Genomic DNA, 12,963 nt, shown 5'->3' with positions numbered 1-12,963 from the left:
TCAGGGATGCGCGGCCGGCGGTGTGAGGATCTCGAACCAGACAGTGGAGCCCCGGACCGACGGGTCGGTGCCCCAGGCGTCGCTGAGCTCCTCGATCAGGCCGAGGCCACGCCCGCGACTGCTCAACGTGTCGGTACGGGCCCGGGTCACGGTGCCCCGGGTGCCCGAATCCGCTACCGAGACGAGCAGCCGCTCGGCGCTGAGGTCGATCTCGACCCGAGCGGCCGTGCCGGCGTGCAGCAACGCGTTGGTGGTCAGCTCGCTGGTGCAGAGCACCGCCGCCCCGATCACCGACTCGGGCACCTGCCACTCGGTGAGCTGGCCGGTCAGCCAGTGCCGCACCCGGCTGGGTGCTGTCGGCTCGGCGGGCACCTCCATGCTCGCCGAACGACTCGGCTTGAGCGCGTGCTCGACCGCCAGTACTGCCACGTCGTCCTCAGTGCCACCCGGGACCGCAGCGGTGGCCACCGCGCAGAGCGCGCGGGGGTCGCCACTGCCAGCCTTGGCGATGGCGTCGCTCAGGGTGGCGAGCCCAGCGCTCAGGCTCTGCCGGCGACGCTCCACCACCCCGTCGCTGAACAGCAGCAGTGTGTCACCGGGACGGAACGGGACAGTAGTGATGCCCGGTCGACCGCCCAGCCCCAGCGGCGGCCCGGCCGGGACGTCGACGTACTCGGCGTGGAAGCGACCATCCGGGTCGCCGCGGCGGATCAGCGGCGCGGGGTGACCGGCGCTGGACACCGTCAGCTCCCGCCGCTCCGCGTCGATCACCCCGAACGCCACTGTGACGAACAGTTCGTGGGTGCCGGCCTCCGTGCCGAGGCTGGTCACCAGCCGGTCCAGGCCGGCCAGGACCGCGTCGGGCGTCGGGTCGGCCAGGGCCAGGGCGCGCAGCGCGGCCCGGACCTGCCCCATCCGCGCGGCGGCCTGCACGTCGTGGCCGGCCACGTCGCCCAGCACCACGCCGAGCGAGCCGTTGGGCAGCAGGAACGCGTCGTAGAAGTCACCGCCGGCCGCGTTGCCGTCCACGCCCGGGTCGTAGCGGGCCGCGATCCGCAGTCGGGGCAGATCCGGTAGGTGCTCCGGCAACATGCTGCGTTGCAACAGTTGGGCTGTGCCGTGCTGGGTCTCGAACCGGCGGGCCCGCTCGGCGGCCTGGCCGATCAGCTCGCCCGAGGCGGCCAGCAGCGCCCGCTCGGCGGGTGACCAGGTGTGCGGCACCTGGTAGCCGACCGACAGCCCGCCGCGGACCACCGAGGTGCCCAGCGGCAGGGCCGCCATCGCCCGGATCTTCTGGTCGTGGCGGTCCACGGCCGTGTCCCGCAGCGGTTGCCCGTCCCGGGTGAACGACGGGGCGCCGGAGCGGGCCGCCTGCACCACCGGGGCCGACCAGTCCGCCGCCGCACGCCGCCAGAGCGGAGGCAGCCGCTCGTCGGCCTCGTCCAGCAACTCGCCACGGACCCGACGCACCATGCGCCAACCGCCGCCGCCCTCGTCGACAGCGAACGAGGCCTGGTCGGGATCGAACGTGGTGATCGCGTACCGCAGCGCCACCCGGGCCACGTCGTCGAGGGTGAGGGTGCCGGCGAGCGCCGCGGCCACCTCGCTGAGGCTCTGCAACTGCTCGGTGACGTGGGTGGTCTCGGCCGCGACAGTCAACACGCCGACGATCTGCCCGGCGCTGTCACGCACCGGCGAGTAGCCCCGGGTGAAGACCGCCTGCTCCACCGTCGCGGAGTGCCCACGCACCAGTGGCAGGGTGGACTCCTTCTCCAGGAAGGACTCGCCCTGCCGGTAGCAGCGCTCGATCACCGCGCCGACACCGGGCAGCGCCCAGATCTCCGCGAACACCTCGGCGGCCGGGCGGCCCAGGGCGGTCGGGTGCTTGGTGCCCAGCAGTTCGGCGTAGCCGGCGTTGTAGAGCAGGACGAGATCGTCGCCGTAGGCCAGGGCCATCGGCATCGGCGAGTCGAGGATCAGCTCCACCACGGCCCGGAGGGAGACGTCCCAGTCGTCGGCCGGGCCCAGCGGCGTGTCGGCCCAGTCGTGGGCGAGCACGGCCGGGCCAGACCCGGTGGGTGCGCCCGGGCCCGGAGTTGCTGGCGTGGGGACCCGCCCGACCGTTCCTGGCATGGTCGCAGCCTAGTCGGCCGGCCGGAAAAGGCATCCGACCACGGCGGCGGGCCGTCGCCGCGTCCCTCGCGGTGGCCGTTCGGGCAGTTCAGGGCCCCTGTCCGGAGGTCTGTCGCAAAAAACGCCGCACGCTGCGCGGACTGCTGGACCGGTTGCCGGGTATGCGCCCGGCGCAGTCCATGCGACAGGAGGGACATCATGCTGAAAACCCTCGCGGTCCGGCAGGCCGACATCGGCGATGCCATCGCCGACACCTGGAGGTCGGTGCTGCTCTTCATCCCGAAGGCAGTGGCCTTCATCGTCATCCTCGTGGTCGGCTGGCTCATCGCCAGAGCCGTCCTCAAGATCGTGGATACGGTGCTGGAACGGGTGCGTTTCGACCAGGCGGTCGAACGCGGTGGCATCAAACGGGCCCTGGAGAGAACGAAGTACGACGCCAGCGACATCCTGGCCAGACTGGCGTACTACGCCGTACTGCTGTTCACGCTGCAGTTCGCCTTCGGAGTCTGGGGGCCCAACGCGATCAGTGACCTGATCAGCGGCGTGGTGTCCTGGCTGCCACGTGCGTTCATCGCGATCGTCATCGTGGTGGTGGCGGCTGCGATCGCCAACGCTGTGCGGGATCTGGTCACCGGGGCGCTGGGAGGGCTCTCGTACGGCAAGGTCCTGGCCGACCTGACGGCGATCTTCATCATCGCGCTCGGTGTGATCGCCGCCCTGAACCAGGTGGGTATCGCCACCACGGTGACCACTCCGGTGCTGATCGCGGTGCTCGCCACGGTGGCCGGCATCCTGATCGTCGGTGTCGGCGGTGGTCTCGTGAAGCCGATGCAGAAGCGCTGGGACGGCTGGCTGGATCGGGCGGCCCAGGAGGCCCGGGCAGTGCAGCAGCAGCGTCAGGCCACGGCGGTCGGGCGGAGCGACGTGGAGCGGCAGATGGCCGACCGCGGGGGTGACCGCACCCAGGCCATGCCTCGGGTGGACGAAGCCCAGCAGTACCGCTCGTAACGGGGCGTTACGGCACGACGGGTTGGGGGAGGGTGTTCCGCGTACGGCGCGGGGTACCCTCCCCGCGCGTGTCAGTGTCGGTCGAGCGCGCGAGCCAGCGCGCAGACCGCGACCAGGCGGGTGAGCAGCCACTCCGGCTGGCTCCAGTCCACCAGCCCGTTGGGCGGGGTCCACCCGTGCTCCAGGGCGGCGGCGCGCACCCCCTCGGCGTAGCCGGCGAGCGCCGCGGCGGTCAGCGGCGTCCGATCCCCGTCGAGGCTGTCCCGGACGGCCGCCGCGTGCTGGTCGACGAGGGCCAGCAGCCCCGGTCGCGCGGCGGCGGCGGCGAGCCCGACAGTGCCCACGGAGACGGTGAGGGCGGCCAGGGTGGACCGCGCCGAGTCGACGGCGGTACGGGAGGCGACCCGGTTGAACGGCACACGCATGGTGACCGAGGCTAACCGACCGGTGACCGTGTCGACCTCGTCCGCTCGGTGGATGTCGGCTGCGCCACCGGGGCGGTCGCCGCTGACCCGGGGGATTGATCCGGCACAGACGGGGCAGCAGGAGAACACCCACGGATGGCGGCACACGGCACGGAGGCACGGATGGGACAGCAGGCGGACGGGCCCGACGAGCGGCACCGGCGGCCGGACGGCGTCAGCGACGCGACGGTCGCCGCGCTCGGCAAGCTCAGCGAGGCGCTGGAGTGTGTGGAGCGGGCCCGGGGGCACCTCTACTCGATGCACCAGTTGATCGGCCATGCCGACCTGATGCTCGACGACGCGGTGGAGCAGTTTCGCGCCGCCGGGCATCCGCACCTCGCCGACCGGATCGCCACGGAGCTGCGGGGCCGCAACGTCATCGCCGGACGGTGGACGTTCCAGATCGTCGAGGACTTCGACGACGGCTACCACGCGCTGTTCCGGGAGGTGGACCAGCAGGCCCGCGACGAGCTGGTGGGTGGGCGGCGCCACCTCTACGAGGCGGAGATGAAGGAACGCCGCCGTAGCCGGGGCCGGCCGGGCCATGAGGCCCGACCGGGCGGCGAAGGCTAGTCGCTTGTCGCGTCGGCCGGGCGACGCCGGGCCGCGTCGTCGGCGATGATCACGGTGGCCACCATCAGCGCGACGCAGAGGCTGAACAACCAGGACTCGTCGGCGACGAGCCAGGCGGACACCGGCGCCTGGAGCGCGGCGAGCAGGAAGCCGAGCCAGGCGAGCCGGCGCTGACGCGTGGAGAGGATTCCGGAGCCTTGATGCATCCCGAAATTCTTACGCGAACCGGGCGGCTTGCCGTCCTCCGATCGGCCGATTCTGGATGAGCTGTCCGTTTTCTCGACCGTACGGACACGACTTCCTTGCGCCGGGAGCGATCGGGCGCGACGGAGCTAGGGTGCCCCTGCGGCAGGATGGTGTCTCGTGTCCACCCCGCCCGCGCGCCCCCGCGCCGCACTGCTCCTGCTGTCCTACCTCGCGTTCGTCAGTCTCGGCCTGCCCGACGGACTGCTCGGCGTCAGCTGGCCGTCGATCCGGGGCGACTTCGACGTACCGACCGAGGCGGTCGGGTGGGTGCTCACCGCCGGCACCGTCGGCTATCTCACCTCCAGCGTGCTGGCCGGCTTCACGCTGGCCCGGATCGGCGTCGGCGCCCTGCTCGCCGGCAGCACAGTGCTGGCCAGCCTGGCGCTGACCGGCTACTCGGTGAGCCCCGTGCTGGCGGTGCTGGTGGGCTGTGCGCTGGTGCTCGGGCTCGGCTCCGGCGCTGTCGACTCCGGCCTCAACGCGTACGCCGCCGGGGCCTTCGGACCCCGCCACATGAACTGGCTGCACGCCTTCTTCGGCCTCGGCGTGGCCATCGGTCCGCTGATCATGACCGGGGTGCTGAGCAGCGGGCTCGCCTGGCGCTGGGGGTACGGCATCGTGGCCGCCGCCCAACTCGTCCTCGCCGCCGCGTTCGTGCTCACCGTGCGGGCCTGGCACCGTGACGTCCCGGCCAGCACCGGGACGGATGCCACAGCGGGCGCGACCGTCCAGGGCGAGCCCGCCGCGACGGACGCCGGACCGGCACCGATCGTCCGGGTTCCGGTTCGGGACACCCTGCGGCTGCCGGCGGTCTGGTCGGGGACGCTCGCCTTCGTGCTGTACGTGGCGATCGAGGTGTCCGCTGGGCTGTGGGCGTTCCTGCTGCTGACCGAGGGGCGCGGGCTCGGCGCGGCGTTGGCCGGCGGCTGCGTCTCCGCGTACTGGGGCAGCCTCTTCGTCGGCCGGGTCGTGCAGGGTCTGGTGGCCGAGCGCCTGGGGGCGGGCCTGGTGTTGCGCGTCAGCCTGGTCGGCATGGCCGTCGGCGCGGCGCTGGTCGCCGTGCCCGGGCCGGCCGCCCTGGCGGTGCTCGGCCTGGTCGTGGTCGGCTTTGCCGCCGCGCCGGTGTTCCCGCTGCTCACCCTCACCACCGCGGAACGGGTCGGCGCGGCGCACGCGGACCGGGCCATCGGGCTGCAGATCGGCGCCGCGGGCACCGGTGCGGCGCTCGTCCCGGCCGGGCTGGGCGTGCTGATCGGCAACACGTCGGTGGAGGTGCTGGGCTCGGCCCTGCTGGTGCTCGCGCTGGCGCTGATCGCGTTGTACGAGTGGGGCGCGCGCCGACCCAGCGCCGGGCGGGCGGTACGCGTCCAGCCCGAAAGGAGCGAGGGTCAGACGTCCGGACCGGTTCGTCCGGTGGTGGACGGGCGGTAGCGGCGCTCCGGATCGGTGTCCTCCCGGCTGTTGCCCTGGGCCTGCCCCCTACTGTCGTTTGCTGCCGGCCCGTGGCCGAACGTCGCCTCTTCCCCCGCGTCGTTGCCGGTCACGTCGTCGGCCTGCCCGTCGAGGGAGGAGCCGGCCACGGCCTTCTCCAGCTCTTCCAACGGAAGCCGTTCCTCGTCCCGCCACACCCTGATCTTGTCGTCGGTCATACCTTCAGCCGTACCCGGGCGCGATGATCGCAAACAGGCCCGATACCGCGATGGCCGCCGGGATACCGGCGGCCATCGGTGTCACTGCTCAGGGTCACGGCTGCGGACGGTCCACCTGTCCGCGCCAGGCGCCGGTCTCCTGACCACGCCGCTCGATGTAGGTCTTGAACCGTTCCAGGTCGCCCTTGGCCCGCCTGTCGACGATGCCGAGCTTGTCGCCGGCCTGCTCGACCACACCGTGCGGCTCGAACTCGAGCTGCAGGGTGACCCGGGTCTTGTCCTGGTCCAACCGGTGGAAGGTCACCACGCCGGCCTGCTGGGTGCCGCCGGTCGAGCGCCAGGCGACCCGCTCGTCGGGGAGCTGCTCGGTGATCTCGGCGTCGAACTCACGCTTCACCCCGGCGATGTCCACAGTCCAGTGGGTCATCGTGTCGGAGAGCTGCCGGACCTCCTGCACACCCTCCATGAACTGGGGGAACTCCTCGAACTGCGTCCACTGGTCGTACGCGGTGCGTACGGGCACGGAAACGTCCACATGTTCGGTAACGCCACTCATCGGGGAACCTCCTTCAGTCGCGGGTGGATTGCCGGATCGGGGGCGATCCGCTCACCAGCGAGTTGTCTCGTTCTTGTTGCCCAGTGCCGCCCACACCTCGGAGACCGTCTGGTAGACGGTGCCCTCGGGCAGCCGTTCCAGCGCCGCGACGATGTCGTCCGGCGCATCGTTCTCGCGGGCGCTGGCAATGAGCACCAGGCGGTCGCCCGGCAGCGCGCTCATCGAGATGAACCGGCCGAGCCGGCTGCGCTGCTCGACGTCCGTGGAGCTCATGCCCTGCGGGGTGCCGGTGCGCAGGTCGCCGGCCGGGGCGGTGGTCGTCTCCGGCTGGTCCTCACCAGCCGGTTCCGGCACCCGCGACTCGTCGACCCGAGAGCCGCCGGTCCCCGGCCCCTGTACGAGACCGCTGACCTCCTGACTCATCTGTTCGTCGATCCTCGGTCCGTGCTTGCTGTTGCCACGCTCCATGCCTTCTGCGCTACCCGGCACCCCGCTCGGTAAACCGGCACCGGGTCAGGAACCGGCCCTCGGCCTGGTCGCGGACCGGACATCCGAGCCGGAACCGGCGAGTCAGTCGTCGGCGGGCTTGCGGGGCGGTAGCACCGGCTCCTCCGGGTCCGGGTCACCGGCCTGCAACTGCCGTCCGCGCTGCACCTCGGCGTTGATCTGCACGCCCACCATCAGCGCCGAGTTGGACAGGTAGAGCCAGACCAGGAACGCGATGGCCGCCCCGAGGCTGCCGTAGGTGGTGTCGTACGAGCCGAAGTTGGCCACGTAGAGGCCGAAGCCGAAGGAGGCCGCCGCCCAGGAGATCAGGGCCACCGCACCGCCCGGGGTGAGCCAGCGGAACCGGGGTTGCCGCACGTTCGGTGCGATCCAGAACAGCAGGGACAGCAACACCATCATGATCATGGCGAGGACCGGCCACTTCGCCACGCTCCACGTGGTGCGGGCCAGGCCGCCGGCGTTGATCAGGTCGCCGACCGCGTCGGTGACCGGGCCGCTGACGATCAGGCCGAGGGCGACCACCGCGAGCAGCACCAGCGTGATCGCCGCCAGGCCGATCTGCAACGGCCGCAGCTTCCAGACCGGGCGGCCCTCGGTCACCCCGTAGATGGCGTTGGAGGCCCGGGTGAACGCGCCGATGAAACCTGACGCGGACCAGAGAGCGCCCAGCAGGCCGAAGCTCAGCAGCAGCTTGGGGTTGCTCTGGTCGAGCACCACGGTCCGGATCACCCCGACAACGCCGCCCTCGTCGTTGGTCAGCACCGCCCCGGCGCCCACCTGGTTGGCCAGGTCGACCACCGTGTCCAGGGTGCGCTCCCCGTCGGAGACCAGACCGACCAGGGCCACCACCACGATGGCGGACGGAAACAGCGCCAGGACCCCGTAGTAGGTCAGCGCGGCGGCCCAGTCGGAGCAGTTGTCGTTGACGAAGTTCTGCACGCTGCGGACCAGCACCCCGCGCCAGGTCCGCCAGCTCAGCTGCCGCATCCGTCGGGGCACCCGGGTGCCCGGTGTGCCGTCGAGCGTCGTACCGGGCTCCGTGGTCGTCATGCCCGCTCCCTGCGCCCCGGCCGCCGGATGACCGGTCGTCCGGTCTGGCCTGGCCCGGCGGTACCCGGATGGTGAAATCGACAAACCCCACCGGGGCCCGGCCGGCGCCGCTGTGGTTTGCCGCCACGTCACCGGGGAACGGCCACAGTGACCCTGTCCACACGGAGGAGGACGAGATGCCCGGGCGCGAGGACCTGCCCAGCACGCTGCGGCGCTCCCCGGAGAAGGCGCAGCGCACCTGGGAGAAGACGCACGACTCGGCGGTCGAGACCTACGGCGAGGGGGAGCGGTCGCACCGCACCGCCTTCGCCGCCGTGAAGCACCAGTTCGAGAAGGTGGGCGACCACTGGGAGCCGAAGGGCCACAAGGGCCCCAGCGACCAGCAGGCCGCCGGTGGCGGGCCGGAACGACGCGCCCCCACAGCGGGCGGCGTGGACGCCAACGCCACCAAGGACCACCTGATGTCGGTGGCCCGCAAACTCGACGTGCCCGGCCGGTCCAGCATGACCAAGCCGGAGCTGGTCACGGCCATCGAGAAGGCCAACGACCGCGCCACCCGCAAGGCCCGCGGCGACTGACGCCGCCGCACCACAGCACAACAGACGCGGTACGGGCGGACGCGCCACCCCTGCGTCCGCCCGCACCGTTCACCACTGCCCGCCGCCTGGTGGCTCGATGTGCACCGCCTTCGTGGCGGTGAATTCGTCCAGCAGCTCCGGGCCGTACCCGAAGCCCTGCCCACTGGCCCGGCGCGGATGCGCGGCACCCCCCGGCGCACCCCCGAACACCGCGTTGACCTTGACGGTGCCCACCGGCAGCTCCCGCCAGGCCCGCTGCGCGTGACTCATCGACGGGGTCAGCACCGTGGCGGCCAGCCCGTACGGGGAGTCCGCCGCGCAACGCAGCGCCTCGTCGAACGAGTCGACGACCACCACGGGGGCGACCGGCCCGAAGGTCTCCTCCCGGACCAGCGGCATGTCGTGGCGGCAGTCCGTGACGACGGTGGCCGGGTAGAACGCCCCCGGCCCGTCCGGCACCTCACCGCCGATCCGCACCCGTGCGCCGTCCGCCACCGCGGCGGCCACCTGCCCGTGCACGTGGTCCCGGTGCCGCCGGTCGACCAGCGGACCCAACTCGGTGCCCGGGTCCCGGCCCGGCCCGACCCGCAGCGCTCCGGCGCGTCGCACCAGCGCGGCCACGAAGTCGTCGGCCACCTCCCGGTGCACGTAGAGCCGCTCCACCGCAACGCAGATCTGCCCGGCGTTCGCGAACGCGCCGAGCGCGGCCTGTTCCGCCGCCCACTCCGGATCGACGCCCGCGTCCACGATCAACGGGTCACTGCCGCCGTTCTCCAGGAGCACCTTCGCGCCGGTGCGGGCCGCGGCGGCGGCAATCGCCCGCCCGGTCGCTGTGGCGCCCACGTGGGCCACCACGTCGACCTCCTGCGCCGCGAGCGCCGCGCCCACCTCCGCGCCACCGGTGAGCAGCGACAACACCCCGGCCGGCAACGCCTGGTCCAGTGCGCGGGCCAGCAGCCACCCGGTCGCCGGTGCGCGTTCGCTCGGCTTGTAGAGCACCACGTTCCCGGTCACCAGGGCCGCGCCGAGCAATCCGCACGAGACCGCCACCGGGTCGTTCCAGGGGGTGATCGCCGCGACCACCCCGCGTGGCTGCGGGGTCAGGAAGTCCAGCGCGTCGGTTTCGCCGTTCAGCGTGCGCCCGCCACGCAGCGGCGCCAGTTCCGCATACTGTCGCAGGGTGCCGATTCCCGCCTCGACGCCGCCGCGGGCGTCCGCCAACGGCTTGCCCATCTCCGCGGTCACCGCCGCCGCCAACTCCTCGGTGATCGCCTCCACCGCGTCCGCGGCCCGGTGCAGCGCCGCCGCCCGTTCGGCCGGCGCGGTCGCCGCCCACTGGGCCGCCGCGTTGCGGGCCGCCTGGGTCGCCTTGCCCACCTCGTCGGCAGTGGCCACCGGCACCGTGCTCACCGGCGTGTCGTCCGCCGGATCACGCACGACCAGTTCGCCGCCGTCGCCGCCCGCACCCCACACCCCGCCCACCAGCTGCGCAACCGTGTACATGCGGCGCTGGATGCCCCGGCCCCGGCGAGGCAAACGCGTTTCGCCCGGTTGCGCGCCGGGTAGGCGGATCCGATGACAACCACCGCCGCGCAGAGCGCGGACGCCGTCATCGTCGGCGCCGGCCACAACGGCCTGGTCGCGGCCAACCTGCTGGCGGACGCCGGCTGGGACGTGGTGGTGCTGGAGGCGACAGCGGTGCCCGGCGGCGCCGTCCGCTCCGCCGAGGTCACCGCGCCCGGCTACCTGAGCGACCTCTACAGCTCGTTCTACCCCCTCGGGTACGCGTCGCCGGTGCTGAACGGCCTCGACCTGGATCGGCACGGGCTGTCCTGGCGGCACTCGCCGGACGTGCTGGCGCACCTGCTGCCCGACGGTCGGGCCGCGGTGATCAATCGGGACCCGGACGTCACGGCCGCCTCGCTGGAGCAGTTCGCCCCCGGGGACGGCAAACGCTGGCTCAACGCGTACACCGACTGGCTCGACGTGGCCGAGCCGATGCTGGAGGCGATCACCTCACCGTTCCCGCCGGTCCGCGGCGGGCTGGGTCTGCTGCGTCGGTTGCGTGTCGCCGGCGCACTGCGACTCGCGCGCCGGCTCGTCGTGCCGGTCCGGAAGATGGGCGACGAACTCTTCGACGGTCCCGGCGGGCCGGCCCTGCTGGCCGGCTGTGCTCTGCACACCGACCTCTCCCCGGAGGAGGCCGGCTCCGGGGTGTACGGCTGGCTGCTGGCCATGCTCGGCCAGCAGGTCGGCTGGCCGGTGCCCGACGGCGGCGCGCAGCGGATCACCAACGCGCTCGTGGATCGGCTACAGGGGCGCGGCGGGGCGATCGTCTACGGTGCCCGGGCCGACCGGGTGCTCACCGCCCGGGGCCGGGCGATGGGCGTGCGGACCGTCGGTGGCACGCTGTGGCGGGCCCGGCGGGCGGTGCTCGCCGACGTCCCGGCACCGGCGCTCTACCTCGACCTGGTCGGCGCGGCGGCACTGCCGTCCCGGCTGGTGGAGGACCTGGCCCACTTCCGGTGGGACGGCTCCACGCTGAAGGTGGACTGGGCGCTCTCCGCGCCGGTGCCGTGGGCCAACCGGCAGTTGGCCGGTGCCGGCACCGTGCACCTCGGCGCGGACCTCAACGGGCTCACCCACTACGCCAGCGAGTTGGCCCGCGGCGAGCTGCCCCGCGACCCGTTCCTGCTGGTCGGGCAGATGTCGGTGGCGGACCCGAGTCACTCCCCGCCGGGCACCGAGTCGCTGTGGTCGTACACCCATCTGCCGTTCCGGCGGAACTGGCGGGCCGAGGAGGTCGCCGGGCACGTACAGCGGATGGAGGACGTGCTGGAGGCGGCGGCCCCAGGTTTCCGGAAGCTGATCGTCGGCCGACACGTGGCCGGGCCGGCCGACCTGGAGAAGGCCAATCCGAGCCTGGTCGGTGGCGCGCTCGGCGGCGGGACCGCCGCCGCGTACCAGCAGCTCTTCCTGCGCCCGATCCCCGGCCTGGGCCGGGCGGACACCCCGGTGGACCGGCTCTTCCTGACCAGCGCGTCGGCGCACCCCGGCGGCGGCGTGCACGGCGCACCGGGTGCGAACGCGGCCCGCGCGGCGCTGGCCCGCGATCGCGCGCTCACCGGCCGCGCCTACGCCGCAGCCATCGCCACGGCGAACCGCGCCATCTACCCCGACTGACCGCCCACCCCGTGAGCTTGCGGTGATCAAGAGGTTCGCGTCAGATCCGTCGGGGCTGGCGACGCAAACCTCTTGATCACCCGGCTCGGGGTGAGTGGGTGGGGTGGGGTGGGGTGGGTCAGCGGGTGATGTTGCGGTGTTTGCTGCGGAGGCGGAAGGGCATGAGCGCGCTCTCCACCTTGGTCGCGGTGGTCATCTTGGAGACGCCGTCGCGCCGCTCCTCGAAGCGGATCGGCACCTCCAGGATGGTGTGACCCAGCTTGGTGGCGAGGTAGTGCATCTCCACCTGGAAGCTGTAGCCGTTGGACTGCACCCGCTCCAGGTCGATGTCGCGCAGGGCGTCGGCCCGCCAGATCTTGAAGCCGGCGGTGAGGTCCCGGATGCGAACGCGCAGCAGGGTGTGCACGTAGAGGTTGGCCCAGCCACTGAGCGCCCGGCGGTAGAGCGGCCAGTTCTCGTCCAGCTCGCCGCCGGGGACGTACCGGGATCCGATCACCACGCTGGCCTGGGTGGAGAGCAGTGCGCCCAGCATCCCCGGCAGCGCCTCCGGCGGGTGCGAGAGGTCGGCGTCCATCTGCGCCACGTACTCGGCGCCGCCCTCGATCGCCCGACTCATCCCGTCCACGTACGCCCGGCCGAGGCCTTCCTTGCCGGCGCGGTGCACGACCTCGATCCGGTCGGGGTGCTCGATGGCCAGCTTGTCCGCCACCTCCCCGGTGCCGTCGGGGGAGTTGTCGTCGGCGACGAGGATGCGCAGCCCCGGCAGCGGTAGCGCGAGCAGTCGCTCGACCAGCGCCGGGAGGTTGCCCGCCTCGTTGTAAGTGGGCACGACGACGGTCAGGCGTGCGTCCCGCCACGGTGACGGCAACTGCACCGGCTTGATCATGTCGGTCATCCTCGGTTTGCGGACAAGGGTCATGGAAAGGGTATCCAGTTCCCGCATTCGGTCCGAGGGAGGCACCCCTCCCGGGCGTTGCGGACCCGCGCTGCCCAGCGTGTGGGGGCGTTGAATGCCT

Annotated in this window: 14 protein-coding genes; 5 read left to right on the top strand and 9 right to left on the bottom strand. The window is 72.6% G+C overall.

Annotated elements, in window-relative coordinates; all coding sequences use genetic code 11:
* Positions 1 to 2,133 carry a SpoIIE family protein phosphatase gene (locus OH804_RS17170; protein ID WP_196922168.1) on the bottom strand — a complete coding sequence of 711 codons (2,133 nt, stop codon included), beginning with the start codon at positions 2,131 to 2,133 and terminating at the stop codon, positions 1 to 3.
* 198 nt (positions 2,134 to 2,331) lie between these two features.
* Here OH804_RS17170 and OH804_RS17165 point away from each other — a divergent pair, with 198 nt between their 5' ends.
* Positions 2,332 to 3,141 carry a mechanosensitive ion channel family protein gene (locus OH804_RS17165; RefSeq protein WP_406058086.1) on the top strand — a complete coding sequence of 270 codons (810 nt, stop codon included), beginning with the start codon at positions 2,332 to 2,334 and terminating at the stop codon, positions 3,139 to 3,141.
* Between the two features lie 71 nt (positions 3,142 to 3,212).
* On the opposite strand, the gene OH804_RS17160 is transcribed toward OH804_RS17165, so the two are convergent.
* Positions 3,213 to 3,566 (bottom strand): DUF6401 family natural product biosynthesis protein, encoded by a 354-nt coding sequence (locus OH804_RS17160; protein ID WP_406058084.1) that lies wholly within the window; start codon positions 3,564 to 3,566, stop codon positions 3,213 to 3,215.
* Between the two features lie 162 nt (positions 3,567 to 3,728).
* Between OH804_RS17160 and OH804_RS17155 the strand changes: the two genes are divergently transcribed.
* Complete coding sequence (locus OH804_RS17155; protein WP_196922172.1) at positions 3,729 to 4,178, top strand: hypothetical protein; 450 nt, start codon at positions 3,729 to 3,731, stop codon at positions 4,176 to 4,178.
* Here the strand turns inward: OH804_RS17155 and OH804_RS17150 are convergent.
* Positions 4,175 to 4,384 carry a hypothetical protein gene (locus tag OH804_RS17150; protein WP_196922173.1) on the bottom strand — a complete coding sequence of 70 codons (210 nt, stop codon included), beginning with the start codon at positions 4,382 to 4,384 and terminating at the stop codon, positions 4,175 to 4,177. The two genes, OH804_RS17155 and OH804_RS17150, sit on opposite strands and share 4 nt — an antisense overlap.
* A 157-nt stretch (positions 4,385 to 4,541) precedes the next feature.
* On the opposite strand from OH804_RS17150, the gene OH804_RS17145 reads away from it, so the two are divergent.
* On the top strand, positions 4,542 to 5,855 hold the full coding sequence (locus tag OH804_RS17145; protein WP_406058082.1) for an MFS transporter: 1,314 nt from the start codon (positions 4,542 to 4,544) through the stop codon (positions 5,853 to 5,855).
* Here the strand turns inward: OH804_RS17145 and OH804_RS17140 are convergent.
* The 4 genes from OH804_RS17140 to OH804_RS17125 form a co-directional block, all read right to left on the bottom strand.
* Positions 5,813 to 6,073, bottom strand: a complete 261-nt coding sequence (locus tag OH804_RS17140; protein WP_196922176.1) for a hypothetical protein — start codon at positions 6,071 to 6,073, stop codon at positions 5,813 to 5,815. The two genes, OH804_RS17145 and OH804_RS17140, sit on opposite strands and share 43 nt — an antisense overlap.
* A gap of 94 nt (positions 6,074 to 6,167) precedes the next feature.
* Positions 6,168 to 6,629 (bottom strand): SRPBCC family protein, encoded by a 462-nt coding sequence (locus OH804_RS17135; RefSeq protein WP_196922177.1) that lies wholly within the window; start codon positions 6,627 to 6,629, stop codon positions 6,168 to 6,170.
* 51 nt (positions 6,630 to 6,680) lie between these two features.
* Complete coding sequence (locus OH804_RS17130; RefSeq protein WP_196922178.1) at positions 6,681 to 7,097, bottom strand: DUF2795 domain-containing protein; 417 nt, start codon at positions 7,095 to 7,097, stop codon at positions 6,681 to 6,683.
* Between the two features lie 102 nt (positions 7,098 to 7,199).
* Entirely contained in the window at positions 7,200 to 8,186 is a 987-nt protein-coding gene (locus OH804_RS17125) for a YihY/virulence factor BrkB family protein (protein WP_196922179.1), read from the bottom strand.
* A gap of 176 nt (positions 8,187 to 8,362) precedes the next feature.
* Here OH804_RS17125 and OH804_RS17120 point away from each other — a divergent pair, with 176 nt between their 5' ends.
* A complete protein-coding gene (locus tag OH804_RS17120; RefSeq protein ID WP_196922180.1) occupies positions 8,363 to 8,764 on the top strand; it encodes a ChaB family protein in 402 nt (133 codons plus the stop codon).
* Positions 8,765 to 8,833: 69 nt separating this feature from the next.
* On the opposite strand, the gene OH804_RS17115 is transcribed toward OH804_RS17120, so the two are convergent.
* A complete protein-coding gene (locus OH804_RS17115) occupies positions 8,834 to 10,267 on the bottom strand; it encodes an aldehyde dehydrogenase family protein (RefSeq protein ID WP_406066370.1) in 1,434 nt (477 codons plus the stop codon).
* Between the two features lie 72 nt (positions 10,268 to 10,339).
* On the opposite strand from OH804_RS17115, the gene OH804_RS17110 reads away from it, so the two are divergent.
* Complete coding sequence (locus tag OH804_RS17110; RefSeq protein ID WP_406066368.1) at positions 10,340 to 11,947, top strand: phytoene desaturase family protein; 1,608 nt, start codon at positions 10,340 to 10,342, stop codon at positions 11,945 to 11,947.
* 118 nt (positions 11,948 to 12,065) lie between these two features.
* On the opposite strand, the gene OH804_RS17105 is transcribed toward OH804_RS17110, so the two are convergent.
* The gene (locus tag OH804_RS17105) at positions 12,066 to 12,833 is read right to left on the bottom strand and encodes a polyprenol monophosphomannose synthase (protein WP_196922184.1); all 768 of its coding nucleotides are present in this window, start codon (positions 12,831 to 12,833) and stop codon (positions 12,066 to 12,068) included.
* Positions 12,834 to 12,963 lie beyond the last annotated feature (130 nt).

The organism is Micromonospora sp. NBC_00860, assembly GCF_045207375.1.
Lineage (GTDB): Bacteria > Actinomycetota > Actinomycetes > Mycobacteriales > Micromonosporaceae > Micromonospora > Micromonospora vinacea.
The sequence above is the reverse complement of the archived record's forward strand: the minus strand, read 5'-3'. Positions and strand labels throughout refer to the sequence as shown.

Excerpts from the sequence above, each read along its gene's own strand:
- OH804_RS17170 (WP_196922168.1), bottom strand. The coding sequence starts at position 2,133 with ATGCCAGGAACGGTCGGGCGGGTCCCCACGCCAGCAACTCCGGGCCCG.
- OH804_RS17165 (WP_406058086.1), top strand. The coding sequence starts at position 2,332 with ATGCTGAAAACCCTCGCGGTCCGGCAGGCCGACATCGGCGATGCCATC.
- OH804_RS17160 (WP_406058084.1), bottom strand. The coding sequence starts at position 3,566 with ATGCGTGTGCCGTTCAACCGGGTCGCCTCCCGTACCGCCGTCGACTCG.
- OH804_RS17155 (WP_196922172.1), top strand. The coding sequence starts at position 3,729 with ATGGGACAGCAGGCGGACGGGCCCGACGAGCGGCACCGGCGGCCGGAC.
- OH804_RS17150 (WP_196922173.1), bottom strand. The coding sequence starts at position 4,384 with ATGCATCAAGGCTCCGGAATCCTCTCCACGCGTCAGCGCCGGCTCGCC.
- OH804_RS17140 (WP_196922176.1), bottom strand. The coding sequence starts at position 6,073 with ATGACCGACGACAAGATCAGGGTGTGGCGGGACGAGGAACGGCTTCCG.
- OH804_RS17135 (WP_196922177.1), bottom strand. The coding sequence starts at position 6,629 with ATGAGTGGCGTTACCGAACATGTGGACGTTTCCGTGCCCGTACGCACC.
- OH804_RS17130 (WP_196922178.1), bottom strand. The coding sequence starts at position 7,097 with ATGGAGCGTGGCAACAGCAAGCACGGACCGAGGATCGACGAACAGATG.
- OH804_RS17125 (WP_196922179.1), bottom strand. The coding sequence starts at position 8,186 with ATGACGACCACGGAGCCCGGTACGACGCTCGACGGCACACCGGGCACC.
- OH804_RS17120 (WP_196922180.1), top strand. The coding sequence starts at position 8,363 with ATGCCCGGGCGCGAGGACCTGCCCAGCACGCTGCGGCGCTCCCCGGAG.
- OH804_RS17115 (WP_406066370.1), bottom strand. The coding sequence starts at position 10,267 with ATGTACACGGTTGCGCAGCTGGTGGGCGGGGTGTGGGGTGCGGGCGGC.
- OH804_RS17110 (WP_406066368.1), top strand. The coding sequence starts at position 10,340 with ATGACAACCACCGCCGCGCAGAGCGCGGACGCCGTCATCGTCGGCGCC.
- OH804_RS17105 (WP_196922184.1), bottom strand. The coding sequence starts at position 12,833 with ATGATCAAGCCGGTGCAGTTGCCGTCACCGTGGCGGGACGCACGCCTG.